The following is a 15,867-nucleotide window of genomic DNA, read 5'->3' as shown; positions in this document are numbered from 1 at the left end:
TTCATTCGTAGCTAATATTTTTCTTGAATACTGCTGGGCCGGATGGGTAAACAGGTAGCACTCCGGTCCAGATTTCTACCTGTCAGGCCTTGCAAGGCATACCTCCCTGTATTGCCCTGCAAGTCAGAAGTCATCAGCTGACCGTAACCGCGGCGGACTCACTGTTACCCTTGTTGTCCACCCAGGTCAGGGTCAACTCATCACCCTCCGCTGCCCCCTTGTACTTGAAGGAGATATAGGGGTTTTTAGAGATGCCGCCACTCCATTGGGCGGTAAGTACCTCTTTACCGGCTGATGAGCAGGTAATCTCCTGAATGAAATGCGCTGGAATGGTTTCACCTTTACTGTCTTTACGGTTACCGGTTTCCATTGGGTGGGTCATCAATGCCTTGACGGTAACCACATCCTCTTTGAGTTTGGCGCGTATTTTGATGGAGTTGCTTGCCATTGTTCAGTCCTCATAAACCTGTTCTGATCCGATTGGCCCGGATAAATCATCACCCGGGAAGCCGGAGATACTTATCCGCCACAGCCACCGATGGTGACCTTAACCTCTTTACCCGCCTTATAGAGCTTACCGTCCGATTTGACCACGGCGATTACATCACCGCTCTTGCCCATTTTGATGCGGGAGGATACGAAGCCTTCGGCGCCCTCCTTCAGATTGAAATTGGCGATCAGCGGGACCGGGTTGTTGGCGGCGATAATGGCGATTGACTCGACTCCGGGGAGCGTGGTGGATACGGTCACCGGTACCACGGCACCATTTTCCGCGATGTCGGGGGCCTTGATAGTGATGTCGCCACTCTCTTCCGCACTATCCGATCCCATCAGGGAGCTCAGCGCGCCGGGAATATCTTTTGCGGTAAAAGCCTCTTTTGGCCAGGCGGCCAGCACTGCTTTTGGGGTCAACAGGCCCGCGCCGATAGCGATACCGATTGCACTGCTGGCAATAGTGCCTTTCAGTAACATCCGACGTGTTAAATCTGTCTTCATTTCTATCTCCTGTCTCAACAGAGGGAACGTGTTTGTCTGTCGTTAAGAGGCGTCATACGTCTGGCGCAAAAGGCCCAAACCGAGTGTCTGTTTTCAAAAGAGGTCCGGGGGATGGGGCTGCCCGTGATCCGGGAGCTTTTGAAGCTGCAAGCGCTGTGTGACATCCCAAAGGTGTGTTGGGTATGTTTCAATCGACTGCTCTATTCACGCTCTTTGGTAGGGGCGTTTATAAGCAAGAGATATGACCACATAAGCGGTTTATGTGCTGCAGAATCAATCCTGGTTGACCTCGATCGAAAGGTCTGTGTGTATAACCTCCAATAATGTCCATGGCCAGCGGATTGACGGATTATGGTTGTTATAAATAGTACGTTCCGCCTAGCTGGTGCCGTAGGGCAGGACCAAGCATAACCCATGCCTTGATCATGGAAAAGAGGGATATTACTAACCTCGCCGCTTATCTGTTACGTGCTTCTAGATCGCTTTTCTCTGCGCGGATCTCTTTTAGCCGGGCTGCCATTCTGGCGCTTTCGTAATAGCCGAGATCCCGGTCTTTCAGGGCGATTTCCAGTTGGATCACCGCAGAGTTGAGGGCTCCGGTATGGTAATAATACTCGGCCAGGTACTGGTGCCCCTGGGTTTTGTCACCAGCGTCTCCGGATGCCTGGGCCAGCAGTTTGTAAAGCAGGGCGTCGTCTGGTCGTCCGGTCAGTTGCTGTTCCAGTATCTGCTTGACCTCTTTCGGACGGCCGATATCCAGTAATGCCTGGGCATAGTAAATGGAGAGCGGATAGTTGCCCGGATGTTCGCCAAGCCCCTGCTTGAGTAATCCGACTCCAAGCGTCGGTTGCCCGGAGAGTTTTTCAAGCTCCGCCTTGGCGACGATATATTCAATCTGGTCCGGCCTGTTACTTAGCAGGCTGTCAATGATCTTCCGCGCCTGCGTATATTTTCTGGCGGCGATCAGTACGAGGGTATAGCCATAATTGTGCGCTTCCTCATTACGATAGCGACCATCGTCCAGGGCCTTGCTGTAAAACTCAATGCCTTCGCTTGGCTCGTTAAATGCCATGACGCGCAGGCGCTCCCTGGCAAGGTGATAGACCAGCGAGTCGCGGCGTTGTTTATAGGGGAAAGCGTCGGCCCGGCCATAGGCATCTGCAATTCGATTGCTGGTGACCGGATGAGTGCGCAGAAATTCCGGGAGCGTCCCATTGTCGTAGAGTCGTGATGCCTTGCCCATCCGTGAAAAGAACACCGGCATGGCAGTTGGGTCGAAACCTGCGGCCGCCAGGGTCCTGATGCCGATGCTGTCGGCCTCTTCTTCGTGGGAACGGGTGAAATTGATCTCTCTTTGCATCATGCCCGCCTGTACCCCGGTCGCCGCCGCAACCCCGATATCAGGATTGTTGGTGGCGGCGCCAATAACTACTGCCGCAATGGCAACGGCGGCTGCAGGTAGCGACATGCTGCTTACCGCATCGTAGGTTCTCACCAGGTGCTTTTGGCTGACATGGGCTATTTCGTGTGCAATCACCGAGGCCAGTTCACTCTCCGACTCCGTGGTGGTGATCAGTCCGCTATAGACACCGATATGTCCTCCGGGACCGGCAAACGCATTGACCTGGGCGCTATTGATCAGAAAGAACTCGAACCTGCCAATGGCATCCTCATTGGCACTGGCCAGCTGTTCTCCCAATGACTGGATGTAGGCTGACAGCAGCGGGTCCTGTATCACCGGCATTGTGTTACGGATGCTGCGCATGAAGGCGCGTCCCAGGCGTTGCTCATCGGCCGGGGTCAGGACATTGCCTGACGGGTTGCCGATATCCGGCAGCGCCAGTTGTTCCCCCGCCTGGACCGCAGGCGGCGCGGATGCAATCAGCAGCACGCACAGCCAGCTGCTCAAGAGTGATTTTAAAGTTGAGAAATGAAAACGAGTCCGGCGCATGCCTTGAGAGACAAGGCGTGTGACGAATAGTTCAGCCAACTGCAAGTTGGGGAGGGCGTTTGAACTCACGATAGTCCCTGTTACCGGTAATATTTGTTTCTTCAGGCGCAGACAATATATCAGGATTCGACAGCCTGGGCAGGGAACCGGGGCCGGGACCAGACTGGATCGATCACCTGGCCCCGGCGTCAGGGATGGTTTCTGTGAAATTGTTCCCGATTAATCGAAAAGATTCTTCACCACGCGGGTGAGTTGTTTCAGCAGTTCAGGCGCATCGCTGTCCATCACCTGATCGATCACCCAGCGATTGACCTGGCTTTCACCCATTGCCTGCTGTATCTCATAACCGAGGTGGCGCAGGAAGGGGTAGGTGGGACCCTCATCGGTATAACCGAATTCGGCATACTCACTGGCCCGCAGGTTGAATGTCTCAATGAAGGAGGCGCGGTAGTCGCCTTCCCCCAGCAGGGTGCGGCTGTTCTCTTCATAGTGGTCCGCCAGTTTCAGCACCAGCGCGGTAACCAATTCCCTGCGCTGCTCATCAGTGATGGATTCAAACAGCATTCGCTCGACAGCCAGGGCCTGGAAGATCAGGTATTCCACTATAACCGCCAGTCGCTGGGCGTCATCACGGTAGGCAAACTGCTTGCTGTGCAGGTTAACCGCCTTGTCCACACCCAGACGCCAGGCGTTGAAGGCGATGGCGCCACCGATCTCTTCCAGAGTTCGTTCCGAATCCTCTTTGTGCCACTGGCTCTTGAGTCTCAAAGCCATACTGTTGTCCTCGTTGCGGGGTGCTGAATCAGTTGACCCAGTGTGAATATTAGTTTGAATTAATATAGCACAGAGTGGCGAGCGTTTTAGCGGATATGCAAAAAATCGCGCCGATGGAGGGTGTTCGAAATGCCAGGAATTGATCTGCCGTAAGGTGATGTTACCTGCCGGCATGGATAATGGCGGACCTTACACAAATCCAGACCAGGAGCCCGCCATGCAATATCCCGCATTTTTTGATCAGATTGAACCCTTGGTGCTGAGAGATCCTCTGGCTGAACTGTTGGGTGCATTTGCCGATGGGGTAATGCAGATCCACTATCTAGATGTGGTGCGCCTGGCGGGACACTCCTGCCCGACGGTGGCGGGGGCCTATCTGATGGCCCGGAAAGGCATGAAGGTACTTTATGGGAGCGACATGCCGGTCCGGGGTGAAATCGCGGTGGAGATGCAGCAACCCATTGGCGAGGGTGTCACGGGGGTGATCGCCAATGTACTCTCTTTCATTACCGGGGCCACCGATAAAGGTGGATTCCACGGGCTTGCCGGGCAGTTTGACCGGCGAAACCTCCTATCTTTCGATAAGGACAATCCAGCCCCGGTTACGTTAATCAGAAAGGACACGGGGCAACGGGTTTCACTGGTTTATGACGCCAGCTTTATACCGGCCGATCCCCTGATGGGAGCGCTTTTCCCGAAGGTACTGACGGGGAAGGCAAGTGCCGATGAAGCGAAGCGATTCGGTGTTCTGTGGCAGGGGCGTGTCGAGGCGATTCTGTGTGACTTTGCAGATGATCCACGATTGGTGGTTTTGCAGGCTGAGTATTAATGAAAATGGCAATATACCGTTACTTGTTACGTGAGAACGGTACTTGTTAAAAACCGATGATCTGCCAATTTAGTGGCTGAAGCCGCTTGACACGTGATTATTCAAGCCAAATCAACAGCAACACATAACCGGGACAAAGCCAATAAAATGGATGGTGATCTATGCGCCACCATCCATTTTCGATATTGATCAATACCCGCCCTTGCGTTTGGTCTCCGGGAGACCGGCAATCTTGCCCGCCTGTTTGGCCGGGCCCATGGGGAAGTGTTCATACAGGGTCTTGGCGTCTACCTTCGCCACATCGGTCCAGACCGATTTGAAGTGTTTTACCATGTTGCGCTCGTTTGGCTGGTTGCCATTGTTGTTGAAATACTCGTCGCGCAGGTAGTTGATCACTTCCCAGGCCTTGTCCGACAGGTTGACGCCTTCCGCTTGTGCGATAACGCCTGCCACATCTTCGTTCCAGTCTTCATGATTCACCAGATAGCCGTTATCAGTGGCCTCTATGGTGTTGCCGTTGAGTTGGTAGGACATTGGATACCTCCGGTATTGTTATATCGTCATCCCTGTCACCTTATATTGGGTGATTTCGTTGGCATTGGATGACGGCCAATTAAGGATATTAATGAAAACTTATATGTTATAGGGGCTGGTAGTAAAATTAAACTGTTTTTTTACCCGGGTTTTGCAAACGCATTAGAAAGATTTCTGTGGCAGAAACAGGCCGCAGCCAAGTGCGCGGTGCGGACCAAGTCCCTGTTCCTGAAGGGTGACAGCATCCTCATAAGAGAGCTCGGCCACCATCAGGCTACGGGTGTGGATCGGGCCACTGGGGCTCTCCAGCGCGTGGGACTTACCGCACAGGATCTTTTTAAATCGCAGACCCATCTGCTTCAGTTCATCCACTGCCCAGGCAATGAACAGCTCTTCCGGCAGATCCGGATCCGCGGCGATGTGGCGAGCATAGAGGAAGCGGGTCATGGCCAGTGGTTTTTGCCGAATCCCCTGGATCTCCATCGGATGTCCGTCGATATCCAGGGTGCTTCCTACCAGTTTTTCGGCGGCGTCGGCCAGTTCAGCCGGTAGCCTGAGGATCAGCGGGGTCCGTTTGGAAAGATGCAACAGCGCATCCTGGTCTTCCGGCCGCTCCCAACCGTTGCCGGATTCCGCGCCATGAATCAGGTGCAGGCCCGCCCGCGGTTCCTGCATGAACCAGGGGAGGTGCTGCTGAATTGCCTGGGCGAGAGCCCAGGCATGATCGACCGGCAGTGTCGGACAGCTGATGCGGAACTGAAGATCAATAACATCTTCAGGTACGATAAAGCTCTCTTCGGTGGTCTCTTCATCCCAATACATCATTTTGGTCCTGCCAGTTGATTAATCCGGGATCTGTGCACGCAGGGCGTCGCGGTCATACCACCAGTTACCATCGACCAGAACATCAAGCACCTTGGCCAACCGGGGCAGAAATTTGTCTGGCTGATCCAGCTCCAGCTGTTGCACCCAAAAATCGAATATCTCCTGCTCCTCGACCTGACTGTGGCGGCGTGCCACCTGTCCCAGCAGTTGATTGGTAAAGAACAGCAGGTTTTCCCGGCTCTGCTCGTCGGCGCGCAGGTCGACTATATAGTTGGCCACAGCGGCCGCCACAGCGGCGCCGTCGGATCTGTCGGGTGTTTCGTCGATCAGATGCTGCAGCATGGCGACGGTCAGCTCCGGGTCAATCGGGAAAGTGACTCCCAGCCAGATGCCATGTGCCAGTGCGATTACTGAATCGGCTTGTTCGGACTGGAACAGGATGTCACAGGCCTCTACGGCGTGCTGCCAGAGTTTTGCGTCCAGGGCGCGATCAAACAGGGTATGCGCCAGTGTGGATGCCTCGTCAAACCGGTTCAACTCCAGCAGGGCATAGCCACTGTCCAGTTCCAGCTGCAGCCGCTCGGCCAGTGGGGCGGCTTCATCCAGGTCTGCCAACTGCTGCTGCAGATCGGCAAGTCGCATTTCTATCTTCTGGGTTGACGGCACCGCATCCTCGGCGGAGTCGTTGTCACCCATGATGGTCTCGGTCTGCAGATATTTCACGCAATCAATTCCTTAAAATTAAAGACGGCTTCAGGTAAATGCGGCTTCCAGGCGATCTTCCCAGTCCTCCGGTGTATCGCTGAAGGGCGGCTTGACATCGATACGAAAAAACATCTCCGACTGGCGGCGTATCTTGATGACCTCGATCAGCTCCGCGAAAGAGTCTACATCGGGACTTTGTATCAGGACCTCACTCAACAGGAGCATGGGATTACCTCTTATATGACAATAGTAAGGCAGTAAAATGCCGACGTTTTCAGATGTACCTGAATACCCAAGTAAACCGGTTGGGCAATTATTGAACCCCAGGAATTGTGCCCTAAGCAAGCCCAAATTGGCACAAGGGAAATGCTGCGCTGCACTATCCAGATGGGCTAGGTAAAATGAAAATCGATAAAAAACAAAATTATAACTATTTGATTATTCAAGATATTTAATGTTAGCGACTTATTGTTTTCATATATTACCAAGTTATCATATATCCCATAGTGGATATGCCTTTTTTTACCCTTCCCCCCCATTAGCGGGGTATTTTTGCTGCATAAGTGAATCCTAAAATGCAACCCAAGTTTTGGAATAAGGGTGTGTTGTCCGAGTCGGATTGCAGATCCTGGATTTCCCGCTTATCAGGTGCTACCGGTCAATTATACCGACAGGTAATTCGGATAAGCTGGAGACCACTATATAAATCGAGATCAATGGGAGAATAACTGATGGCGAAACCGATGCATGACACCCCCATGCTTGATCAGTTGGAGAGCGGCGTCTGGCCGAGCTTCGTAACCGGACTCAAGCGCCTGGCTAAAGACAACGACATGATGGTTGACCTGCTCGGCCAGCTTGAGACCTCCTACGAAACCAAAAAAGGGTACTGGAAAGGCGGAACCGTGGGTGTGATCGGTTATGGTGGTGGTGTTATTCCCCGCTTTACCGAGCTGAAGGATGAGAACAACAAACCGAAGTTCCCTGCCGCAGCCGAATTCCACACCCTGCGCATCATGCCGCCCCCAGGCATGCACTATGATACCGGCACCATCCGCAAGTTCTGTGATATCTGGGAGAAATATGGCTCCGGCCTGATCGCCTTCCACGGCCAGTCGGGCGACATCATGTTCCAGGGTTGCACCACCGACAACGTCCAGCCCGCTTTTGATGCCATCAACGAGATGGGCTTCGATATGGGCGGTGCGGGTCCGGCAGTACGTACCGGCATGTCCTGTGTGGGCGCCGCGCGCTGCGAGCACTCCTGCTTTGATGAGGCACGCGCCATGCGTACCAATGTCAACGCCAACCTGGATGATATGCACCGTCCGGCCCTTCCCTACAAACTGAAGTTCAAGGCCTCCGGTTGTGCCAACGACTGCATGAACTCCATCCAGCGTGCCGACGTCTCCATGATTGGTACCTGGCGCGACGACATTAAAGTCGACCAGGCCGAGGTGAAGAGCTATGTGGCCAGCAAGGGCCGCAAGTACGTTATCGACAACGTAATCACCCGCTGTCCTACCCAGGCATTGTCTCTAAATGATGACGATACCCTGGCGGTCGACAACCCCAACTGCGTACGTTGCATGCACTGCATCAATGTCATGACCAAGGCGCTCTCTCCCGGTGATGACCGTGGCGTCAGCATCCTGGTGGGCGGCAAGCGCACCCTGAAGATCGGTGATCTGATGGGCACTGTTATTGTCCCATTCCACAAGCTTGAGACCGATGAGGACTTCGAGTGGCTGGAAGAGCTGGGTACCGAGATTCTCGAGTTCTTCGCCGAGAACGCACTGGAGCACGAGCGCACCGGTGAGATGATCGAGCGGATTGGTCTGACCAACTTCCTGGAAGGCCTGAATATCGAGATCGATCCAAATATGATCAATCAGCCGCGCACCAATCCCTACATCCGTACCGACGGTTGGGAAGAAGAGGCGGCCAAGTGGAATGAGCGTCAGGCTGCTCAGTGATTTTTCAGGTGAAGGCTCGCCGTTGATCGGCGGGCCGGCAAACCGGAAATATGCCGGTTTATACACAATAGATTCAGATACTAAGAGTTTTTGGAGGTAACAATGGCTGAAGCACCTCGCATGCCCGATGAGACAGGCGTTCCAGAGATCGAGCCCTATCTGCACCCTGTCCTGAAGAAGAACTATGGCAACTGGAAGTGGCATGATCGTCCCCGTCCCGGTGTTCTTCATCACGTGGCCCACAGTGGTGATGAGGTTTGGACCGTACGTGCCGGCACCCAGCGTCAGATGGATGTCTACACCATTCGCAAGCTGATGGATATTGCCGATGATTTCGCCGAAGGCTATGTCCGCTTTACCATCCGTTCAAATATTGAATTCATGGTCTCGGAAGAGTCCAAGGTTCAGCCGCTGATCGACAAGCTGCTGGCAGAGGGCTTTCCGGTCGGTGGTACCGGTAACTCGGTCTCCATGATCTCCCACACCCAGGGTTGGTTGCACTGCGATATTCCGGCAACCGACGCCTCCGGTGCGGTCAAGGCGTTGATGGATGAACTGCATGAAGAGTTTGTCCGTGAAGAGATGCCGAACCGCGTGCGTCTGACCACCTCCTGTTGTCAGATCAACTGCGGTGGCCAGGGTGATATCGCCATCAATATCCAGCACACCAAGCCACCCAAGATCAATCACGATCAGGTTGGTAACGTCTGTGAGCGTCCCTCGGTTGTGGCGCGTTGTCCGGTAGCAGCTATTCGTCCCGCTGTCGTGAATGGCAAGCCGACCCTGGAAGTGGATGAGCGCAAGTGTATCTGTTGCGGCGCCTGCTTCCCGCCCTGTCCGCCGATGCAGATCAATGATCCGGAACACTCCAAGTTTGCGATCTGGGTGGGTGGCAAGAACTCGAATGCTCGTTCCAAACCGACCTTCCACAAGCTGGTGGCTGCGGGTATCCCGAACAATCCGCCACGCTGGCCGGAAGTCTCCGCGGTAGTGAAAAACATCCTCCGTGTTTACAAGGAAGATGCCAAGGACTACGAGCGTATCGGTGAGTGGGCTGAGCGCATCGGCTGGCCGCGCTTCTTCGAGAAGACCGGGCTGCCGTTCACCAAGTACCATATCGATAACTGGCGTGGAAGTCGTGCGAATCTGAATGCATCCGCACACATCCGCTTCTAAGTTGATTGGCTATAAGGGAATCGATAATGAAATTTGCGATTCAAGTAAACGAAGGTCCTTATCAGCACCAGGCGGCTGATTCGGCCTATCAGTTCACCAAGGCCGCACTGGAGAAGGGGCACGAGATCTTTCGCGTCTTCTTCTACCACGATGGTGTGAATAACGCGACCAAACTGACCACTCCGCCCCAGGATGACAGGAACATCGTCAATCGCTGGAGCGAGCTGGCCGAGCAGCACAACCTGGATATGGTGGTCTGTGTGGCAGCAGCGCAGCGTCGCGGTATCGTGGACGAGGGCGAAGCCAAGCGTAACGGCAAAGACGCCGAGAACATCGCGCCCGGCTTTCGTATCTCGGGTCTTGGGCAGTTGGTTGAAGCTGGCATCCAGGCGGATCGCCTGGTTGTGTTCGGCGACTAAGTGAAGGGGTAGAGAGATGTCCGAAGAAGAGATGATGGACGACGAGGTCGTCAAAAAATTCATGTTCGTCAACCGGCGTGCCCCGTATGGATCCATTTACGCCCTGGAGTCGCTGGAAGTGGTGCTGATTGCCGCTGCATTTGATCAGGACGTGAGCCTGCTGTTCAGCGATGACGGTATCTACCAGCTGAAGAAGGGTCAGGAAACTGCTGAAGTCGGCATGAAAAACTTCTCACCCACCTATCGGGCCCTGGAGATGTATGACGTTGAAAAGTTGTACGTTTCACAGACCGCTATGGACGAGCGTGGCATCAGCAAGGATGACCTGATTGTCGATGTGGAAGTCCTGAATGATGAGGCCCTGGCGGACCTTATGGATGACCAAGATGTCATCTTCAGTTTCTAAGAGGTGGGCAAGATGAGTATTTTACACACGGTAAATAAATCACCTTATGAAAAGAACTCCCTCGACAGCTGCCTGAGTCTGGCCAAAGAGGGCAGTGCTGTGCTGCTGATTGAAGACGGTGTTTATGCCGCGCTCAAGGGGGCGGCAAAAGAGCCGCGGATGAAAGAAGCCGCCCAGAAGATCAAGCTGTATGTTCTGGGACCGGATCTGAAAGCCCGCGGTATGGCGGAAGATAGGGTGATCGAAGGCGTAGAGATTGTGGACTATGCCGGCTTTGTTGACCTAGCGGCAACGCATGACAAAGTGAATGCGTGGCTCTAGCCACAACTAATTGGTTTTTTTACACGAGTACATTACTGGAGAGTGAATCATGGCAATTGAAGTCAACGGCAAAACTTTTGAGACGGATGAAGAAGGTTACCTGATCAATCTGTCCGACTGGGAGCCTGGTGTGGCAGACGTCATGGCCAAAGAGGATGACCTGGAACTGACCGACGAGCACTGGGACATCATTAACTTCCTGCGCGAGTACTATGAAGAGTACCAGATCGCTCCGGCTGTACGCGTTCTGACCAAGGCGGTCGGCAAGAAGCTGGGCAAGGAAAAAGGCAACAGCAAATACCTGTACGCCCTGTTCCCCTACGGCCCAGGTAAGCAGGCGTGTCGTTTCGCCGGCCTGCCCAAGCCGACCGGTTGTATCTAAACCGGTATTGTCGGGAATTGGTCACCCTCCTGTAGTGAATTGGAGGGTGTATCAGGGTGACCTCCTCCGTTTTGGAGGAGGTGGCTCTGTGCAACGGAAAGCGAGGTTTCCAGATACTGACACACTTCGTTGAAGTGCTTTGCATACCGGCGGGCTGACGCCTTCCGGTTATAAGAATAGCTTGAGGATCGCAGGAACATGTCCACTGTCTATGCGTTGCTGTTTATCGTAGCGACCGTCGTGCTGGTGATTGGCCTGGCAAGAAAGATTGCCCAGTATGCCAGGACGCCGGCTCCCTTGAAGATTCCTACCACTCCGGCCCCGGTTACTCAAACCGGTGTGGTGATGCGCATGTTCCGTGAAGTGGTGTTTTTCGAAAGTCTTTTCAAGAGTACCAAATGGACCTGGGTTTTCGGTTGGCTTTTTCACATGGCGCTATTTGTCGTTTTGTTGCGCCACCTGCGTTATTTCATGGACCCCGTCTGGCTGCCGATCCAGCTTATTCAGCCAATAGGAGTTTATGCCGGCTTTGCAATGCTCGCCGGTCTGGCAGGCCTTTTGGTGCGCCGCATCTTCGTTGATCGGGTACGTTATATTTCGGCCCCTTCGGATTATCTCTGGCTACTGGTTCTGCTCCTTATCGGCATTAGCGGTTTGATGATGAAGTTCGTTTCGCACACCGATATTGTCATGGTGAAACAGTTTTTCACCGGTCTGATGGGTTTCAGTATCGGCACATTGCCTGTTGATTTCCCATTGATCATACATCTGACGCTGGTGGCGTTGCTGATGATCCTGTTCCCATTCAGCAAGCTGCTGCATGTGCCGGGCATATTTTTCAGTCCGAGCCGCAACCAGGTGGATAACCCCCGTGAAAAGCGTCACCTCGCCGAATGGGCGAAGGCGATGGAAGAATAAACGCAGCAGCAATCGACTGAAAGCCGAAGAGGGTATTACATGGCTAAGGCAGAATTCGATGTACCGGAGCTCCAGGAGTATGTGGATGTGCCGGAACTCGTGGAAGGCACAATGGCGCATCTCAGCCCGTTTGTCGCCAAACCGGATCACAACATTCCGTTGGGTTTTCCGGGTGAACTGGTAGATGACTGGCATGATAAGGCGCTTGAGAAACTGGATGATCTGCGTTCGCGCTATCGTTCCCTGCAAGTGTATCTGGATGCCTGCGTTAAGTGTGGTGCCTGTACCGACAAGTGTCACTACTATCTCAGCACCAAAGATCCGAAGAACATGCCGGTGGGCCGTCAGGATCTGCTGCGCAAGGTCTATCGCCGTTACAACACTTTTGCCGGCAAGTACTTCCCCTGGCTGGTCGGCGCCAAGGATCTGACCCGCGAAACACTGGATGAGTGGTACAGCTACTACCATCAGTGTTCCCAGTGCCGCCGCTGTTCGGTGTTCTGCCCCTACGGTATCGATACGGCAGAGATCTCCATGGCTGCCCGTGAGATCCTCGACAGCGTCGGCTATGGCCAGAAGTACTGCAACGAGATCATCGCCAAGGTCCATGAGAAGGGCAACAACCTGGGTCTGCCGGGTCCCGCTATCCTGGATACCCTGGAGGGTCTGGAAGAGGACGTCGAGGAAGAGACCGGCGTGGCAGTCAAGTACCCGCTGGACGTGAAGGGTGCCGAGATCCTGCTGGTGACCCCCTCTGCTGACTTCTTCGCCGAGCCCCACGTGGACGGCCTGATTGGCTACGGCAAGGTATTTCATGAAGCGGGCGTCAGCTGGACTCTCAGTACCACTGCCTCCGAGGCGGGCAACTTCGGCATGTTCATCGGCAGTTATGAGAACATGCGCCGGGTCGCCCTGCGTATTCGCCAGGCTGCGCTGGAACTGGGCGTCAAGCGGATTGTATTTGGTGAGTGTGGTCACGCCTGGCGTGTCGCTTACGCATTCCTGAACACCCTGGCCGGCCCGTTTGATTTTCTGGATCCCCGTTATCCGGTACCGCAGCACATCTGTGAGTACACCTATGACCTGATCCAGCAGGGCAAGCTGAAGTTTGACAAGTCCGCCAACGATGATATGACCCTGACTTTCCATGACTCCTGCAACGTGGCCCGCGCCACCCGCATGGGTGACAAGCCGGGTGGACAATTTGATATTCCCCGTGCAGTCATCAAGGCGGTTTGCAACAACTATGTGGACATGGATCACGAGACTATTGGGGAGAAGACCTTCTGCTGCGGCGGCGGTGGCGGTCTGCTGACGGATGATTTGATGGAAATCCGTGTCAAGGGGGCGCTACCACGCATGACCGCCTTGCAGAATGTCATCAAGGATGAGGGTGTAACGCACATGGCCGCCATCTGCGCCATTTGCAAAAGCCAGTTTACCAAGGTGTTGCCTTACTACGGCATGGACATGGATCAGATTGTCAGTGTCCATCAGCTGGTCAGCAACGCCATTGTTCTCACCGGACAAAATACCGATGAGGACGAAGACGATGCGAACGGTGATGCATAAAGGGTGTTGAAAGAGTTGAGGTATAACGCGCCGGTGATCCAGTCATTGGCGGTGTTTTAAAAATTATATAGGTTGAGGAGAGAATTCCATGGCAACTCCTACGGAACAGATGAACACAAAACTGAGTTTCCGCCGCTATAAGGAAGGCGATAACGAGTGGGACGATTTTAGTGAGAAGATCTTCAGGGAAGATACCTCATACAAATGCCCGACCTACATTCATAAAACACCCCCCTGTCAGGGCAGCTGTCCTTCCGGTGAGGATATCCGTGGCTACTTGGCGATTGCCCGCGGTCAGGAGAAGCCACCCGAGGGTGTCGAGCGTGACGAATACATGTTCCGCCGCTCCACCGATGCCAATCCTTTCCCGTCCATGATGGGCCGGGTCTGTCCGGCGCCCTGTCAGGACGGCTGTAACCGCAATGACGTGGAAGATTTCGTCGGTATCAATGCCGTCGAGCAGTATATCGGTGACTCTGCGATTGCCAACGGCTACAAGTTCACGCCCGGTGCGGATATCGCCAAGAAGGTAGCGGTCATCGGTGGTGGTCCCGCCGGTATGTCAGCCGCTTACCAACTGCGCCGCATGGGCTACGGTGTCACCATCTTCGACGAGAACGAGGAGCTGGGCGGCATGATGCGCTATGGCATCCCCGGCTATCGTATTCCCCGTGACAAGCTGGACGCCGAGCTGAACCGGATTGTCGAAATGGGTGTGGAACTGCGCCTCAAGACCCGGGTTGGTCGCGATGTTGCCGCAGCCGATGTGGAGAAAGAGTTTGACGCGCTGCTCTGGGCCCTGGGCTGTCAGAGTGGACGTGGCCTGCCGGTCCCCGGCTGGGAAGGTACCCCCAACTGCGTCACCGGCGTCGCCTTCCTCAAGGCCTTCAACGAGGGTCGTATGAAGGTCACTGCTGAAAAAGTTGTCTGTATCGGTGGTGGCGATACCTCCATCGATGTGGTCTCGGTAGCCCGTCGCCTGGGACATGTGAAGCACAAGAATCCGACGGATCGTCCGGAACTGGTGGTACAGGATGGTTATGTCGCCCATGATGTGGCGGTAACTGCCGACGCCCAGGGTTCCGACGTTACTCTGACCTCGTTGTTCACCAAGGACAAAATGATGGCGGCTGAGCACGAAGTGCAGGATGCCACCACCGAGGGCGTCACCATCCTGGACGGTGTCATGCCGCTGGAAGTGATTGTTGGTGAAGATGGTCGTGCCACCGGTCTGAAGGTGTGTGACTGCACCATGGATGGTATGAAACCTATCCCGGTTGAAGGCACCGAGCGTGTGCTGGAAGCGGACCTGATCGTTTCGGCCATCGGCCAGGGCGGCGATATGACCGGCCTCGAGGATATGGCCAACGATCGCAACCTGATCGATGCCGACAAGTTCTTCCAGGTGCCGGGAAAACAGGGTCACTTTGTAGCCGGCGATATCATCCGTCCCCATCTGCTGACCACCGCCATTGGCCAGGCCTCGATCGCCGCCGAGAGTATTGATCGCTTCCTCAAGCAGGAAGAGCTGGCTAAACGCCCCAAGGTGGACGTACACCACTTTGACCTGCTGGATAAGCTGCACGAGGCGGGCAAGGATCCGGAGCATTTTGATTCGAAGGTCGGTGATCAGCGTGGTACCGATGGCGCCAAGTACGCGGTGCACAACTTTGAGAATCGGGCCGAGCAAGAGGTGATTCCCTCCAGTGATCTGTTCCTGGGCCACTTCTCCTTTACTCCACGCAACAAGCGTAGTGAAGAGGTGCCATCCGCCGAAGTGGTGCTGGGGCATTTCCATGAACGTCTGCACCCCTACAGCGAGGAGCAGATGGTGGCCGAAGCGAAACGCTGCATGAGTTGTGGCATGTGCTTCGAGTGTGACAACTGCGTGGTTTTTTGTCCCCAGGATGCAGTGTTCCGGGTCAAAAAGACCGATGCGACCACCGGTCGTTACGTGGATACCGACTACAACAAATGTATTGGTTGCCACGTCTGCAGCGATGTCTGCCCAACTGGCTATATTCAGATGGGCCTGGGTGAATAGGAGCAGTAATGGGTAGTTTATCCGGCATCAGGCGATTTG

18 protein-coding genes are annotated in these 15,867 nt (G+C 54.4%); 10 read left to right on the top strand and 8 right to left on the bottom strand.

The features are described 5' to 3' along the window. Positions 1-133: 133 nt before the first annotated feature. The 4 genes from soxZ to ACHZBF_RS12670 form a co-directional block, all read right to left on the bottom strand. A complete protein-coding gene (soxZ, locus tag ACHZBF_RS12685; RefSeq protein ID WP_029131895.1) occupies positions 134-448 on the bottom strand; it encodes a thiosulfate oxidation carrier complex protein SoxZ in 315 nt (104 codons plus the stop codon). A 71-nt stretch (positions 449-519) separates the two neighbouring features. Then, on the bottom strand, positions 520-996 hold the full coding sequence (soxY, locus tag ACHZBF_RS12680; protein ID WP_029131896.1) for a thiosulfate oxidation carrier protein SoxY: 477 nt from the start codon (positions 994-996) through the stop codon (positions 520-522). Between the two features lie 457 nt (positions 997-1,453). Continuing rightward, positions 1,454-2,905, bottom strand: a complete 1,452-nt coding sequence (locus tag ACHZBF_RS12675; protein ID WP_169720351.1) for a M48 family metalloprotease — start codon at positions 2,903-2,905, stop codon at positions 1,454-1,456. 261 nt (positions 2,906-3,166) lie between these two features. Then, positions 3,167-3,721: a hypothetical protein gene (locus tag ACHZBF_RS12670; RefSeq protein WP_321528646.1), complete on the bottom strand. Its 555-nt coding sequence runs from the start codon at positions 3,719-3,721 to the stop codon at positions 3,167-3,169. 217 nt (positions 3,722-3,938) lie between these two features. Between ACHZBF_RS12670 and ACHZBF_RS12665 the strand changes: the two genes are divergently transcribed. After that, positions 3,939-4,550 (top strand): FmdE family protein, encoded by a 612-nt coding sequence (locus tag ACHZBF_RS12665; protein WP_321528645.1) that lies wholly within the window; start codon positions 3,939-3,941, stop codon positions 4,548-4,550. Positions 4,551-4,739: 189 nt separating this feature from the next. Here ACHZBF_RS12665 and ACHZBF_RS12660 read toward each other — a convergent pair whose 3' ends face one another. From ACHZBF_RS12660 to ACHZBF_RS12645, 4 genes are all read right to left on the bottom strand, one after another. After that, positions 4,740-5,084, bottom strand: a complete 345-nt coding sequence (locus tag ACHZBF_RS12660; RefSeq protein WP_029131900.1) for a TusE/DsrC/DsvC family sulfur relay protein — start codon at positions 5,082-5,084, stop codon at positions 4,740-4,742. 162 nt (positions 5,085-5,246) lie between these two features. Next, positions 5,247-5,909, bottom strand: coding sequence for a type I-MYXAN CRISPR-associated protein Cas6/Cmx6 (cas6, locus tag ACHZBF_RS12655; protein WP_321528644.1), 663 nt, complete (start codon positions 5,907-5,909; stop codon positions 5,247-5,249). Positions 5,910-5,927: 18 nt separating this feature from the next. Further along, positions 5,928-6,632, bottom strand: a complete 705-nt coding sequence (locus ACHZBF_RS12650; RefSeq protein ID WP_321528643.1) for a hypothetical protein — start codon at positions 6,630-6,632, stop codon at positions 5,928-5,930. Positions 6,633-6,662: 30 nt separating this feature from the next. Continuing rightward, entirely contained in the window at positions 6,663-6,839 is a 177-nt protein-coding gene (locus ACHZBF_RS12645) for a hypothetical protein (RefSeq protein WP_029131903.1), read from the bottom strand. 506 nt (positions 6,840-7,345) lie between these two features. On the opposite strand from ACHZBF_RS12645, the gene dsrA reads away from it, so the two are divergent. From dsrA to ACHZBF_RS12600, 9 genes are all read left to right on the top strand, one after another. Continuing rightward, on the top strand, positions 7,346-8,590 hold the full coding sequence (gene dsrA, locus ACHZBF_RS12640; protein WP_321528642.1) for a dissimilatory-type sulfite reductase subunit alpha: 1,245 nt from the start codon (positions 7,346-7,348) through the stop codon (positions 8,588-8,590). A 102-nt stretch (positions 8,591-8,692) separates the two neighbouring features. Next, entirely contained in the window at positions 8,693-9,766 is a 1,074-nt protein-coding gene (gene dsrB, locus ACHZBF_RS12635) for a dissimilatory-type sulfite reductase subunit beta (protein WP_029131905.1), read from the top strand. A gap of 26 nt (positions 9,767-9,792) precedes the next feature. Beyond that, positions 9,793-10,185 carry a sulfurtransferase complex subunit TusD gene (tusD, locus tag ACHZBF_RS12630; RefSeq protein ID WP_029131906.1) on the top strand — a complete coding sequence of 131 codons (393 nt, stop codon included), beginning with the start codon at positions 9,793-9,795 and terminating at the stop codon, positions 10,183-10,185. Between the two features lie 16 nt (positions 10,186-10,201). Next, positions 10,202-10,591, top strand: coding sequence for a sulfurtransferase complex subunit TusC (gene tusC, locus ACHZBF_RS12625; RefSeq protein ID WP_321528641.1), 390 nt, complete (start codon positions 10,202-10,204; stop codon positions 10,589-10,591). A 12-nt stretch (positions 10,592-10,603) separates the two neighbouring features. After that, the gene (tusB, locus tag ACHZBF_RS12620; protein WP_029131908.1) at positions 10,604-10,912 is read left to right on the top strand and encodes a sulfurtransferase complex subunit TusB; all 309 of its coding nucleotides are present in this window, start codon (positions 10,604-10,606) and stop codon (positions 10,910-10,912) included. A 49-nt stretch (positions 10,913-10,961) separates the two neighbouring features. After that, positions 10,962-11,294, top strand: a complete 333-nt coding sequence (locus tag ACHZBF_RS12615) for a TusE/DsrC/DsvC family sulfur relay protein (RefSeq protein WP_321528640.1) — start codon at positions 10,962-10,964, stop codon at positions 11,292-11,294. Positions 11,295-11,492: 198 nt separating this feature from the next. Next, on the top strand, positions 11,493-12,212 hold the full coding sequence (locus ACHZBF_RS12610) for a respiratory nitrate reductase subunit gamma (RefSeq protein WP_029131910.1): 720 nt from the start codon (positions 11,493-11,495) through the stop codon (positions 12,210-12,212). Positions 12,213-12,251: 39 nt separating this feature from the next. Then, positions 12,252-13,784 (top strand): sulfate reduction electron transfer complex DsrMKJOP subunit DsrK, encoded by a 1,533-nt coding sequence (dsrK, locus tag ACHZBF_RS12605; RefSeq protein ID WP_029131911.1) that lies wholly within the window; start codon positions 12,252-12,254, stop codon positions 13,782-13,784. 88 nt (positions 13,785-13,872) lie between these two features. Continuing rightward, a complete protein-coding gene (locus ACHZBF_RS12600) occupies positions 13,873-15,828 on the top strand; it encodes an NAD(P)-binding protein (RefSeq protein ID WP_321528639.1) in 1,956 nt (651 codons plus the stop codon). The last annotated feature ends 39 nt before the right edge of the window (positions 15,829-15,867 follow it).

Origin of the sequence: Sedimenticola selenatireducens (assembly GCF_963675335.2) — a bacterium.
GTDB lineage: Bacteria > Pseudomonadota > Gammaproteobacteria > Chromatiales > Chromatiaceae > Sedimenticola > Sedimenticola selenatireducens.
Note: the sequence above shows the minus strand (reverse complement) of the source record. Positions and strands in the feature narration are given on the sequence as shown.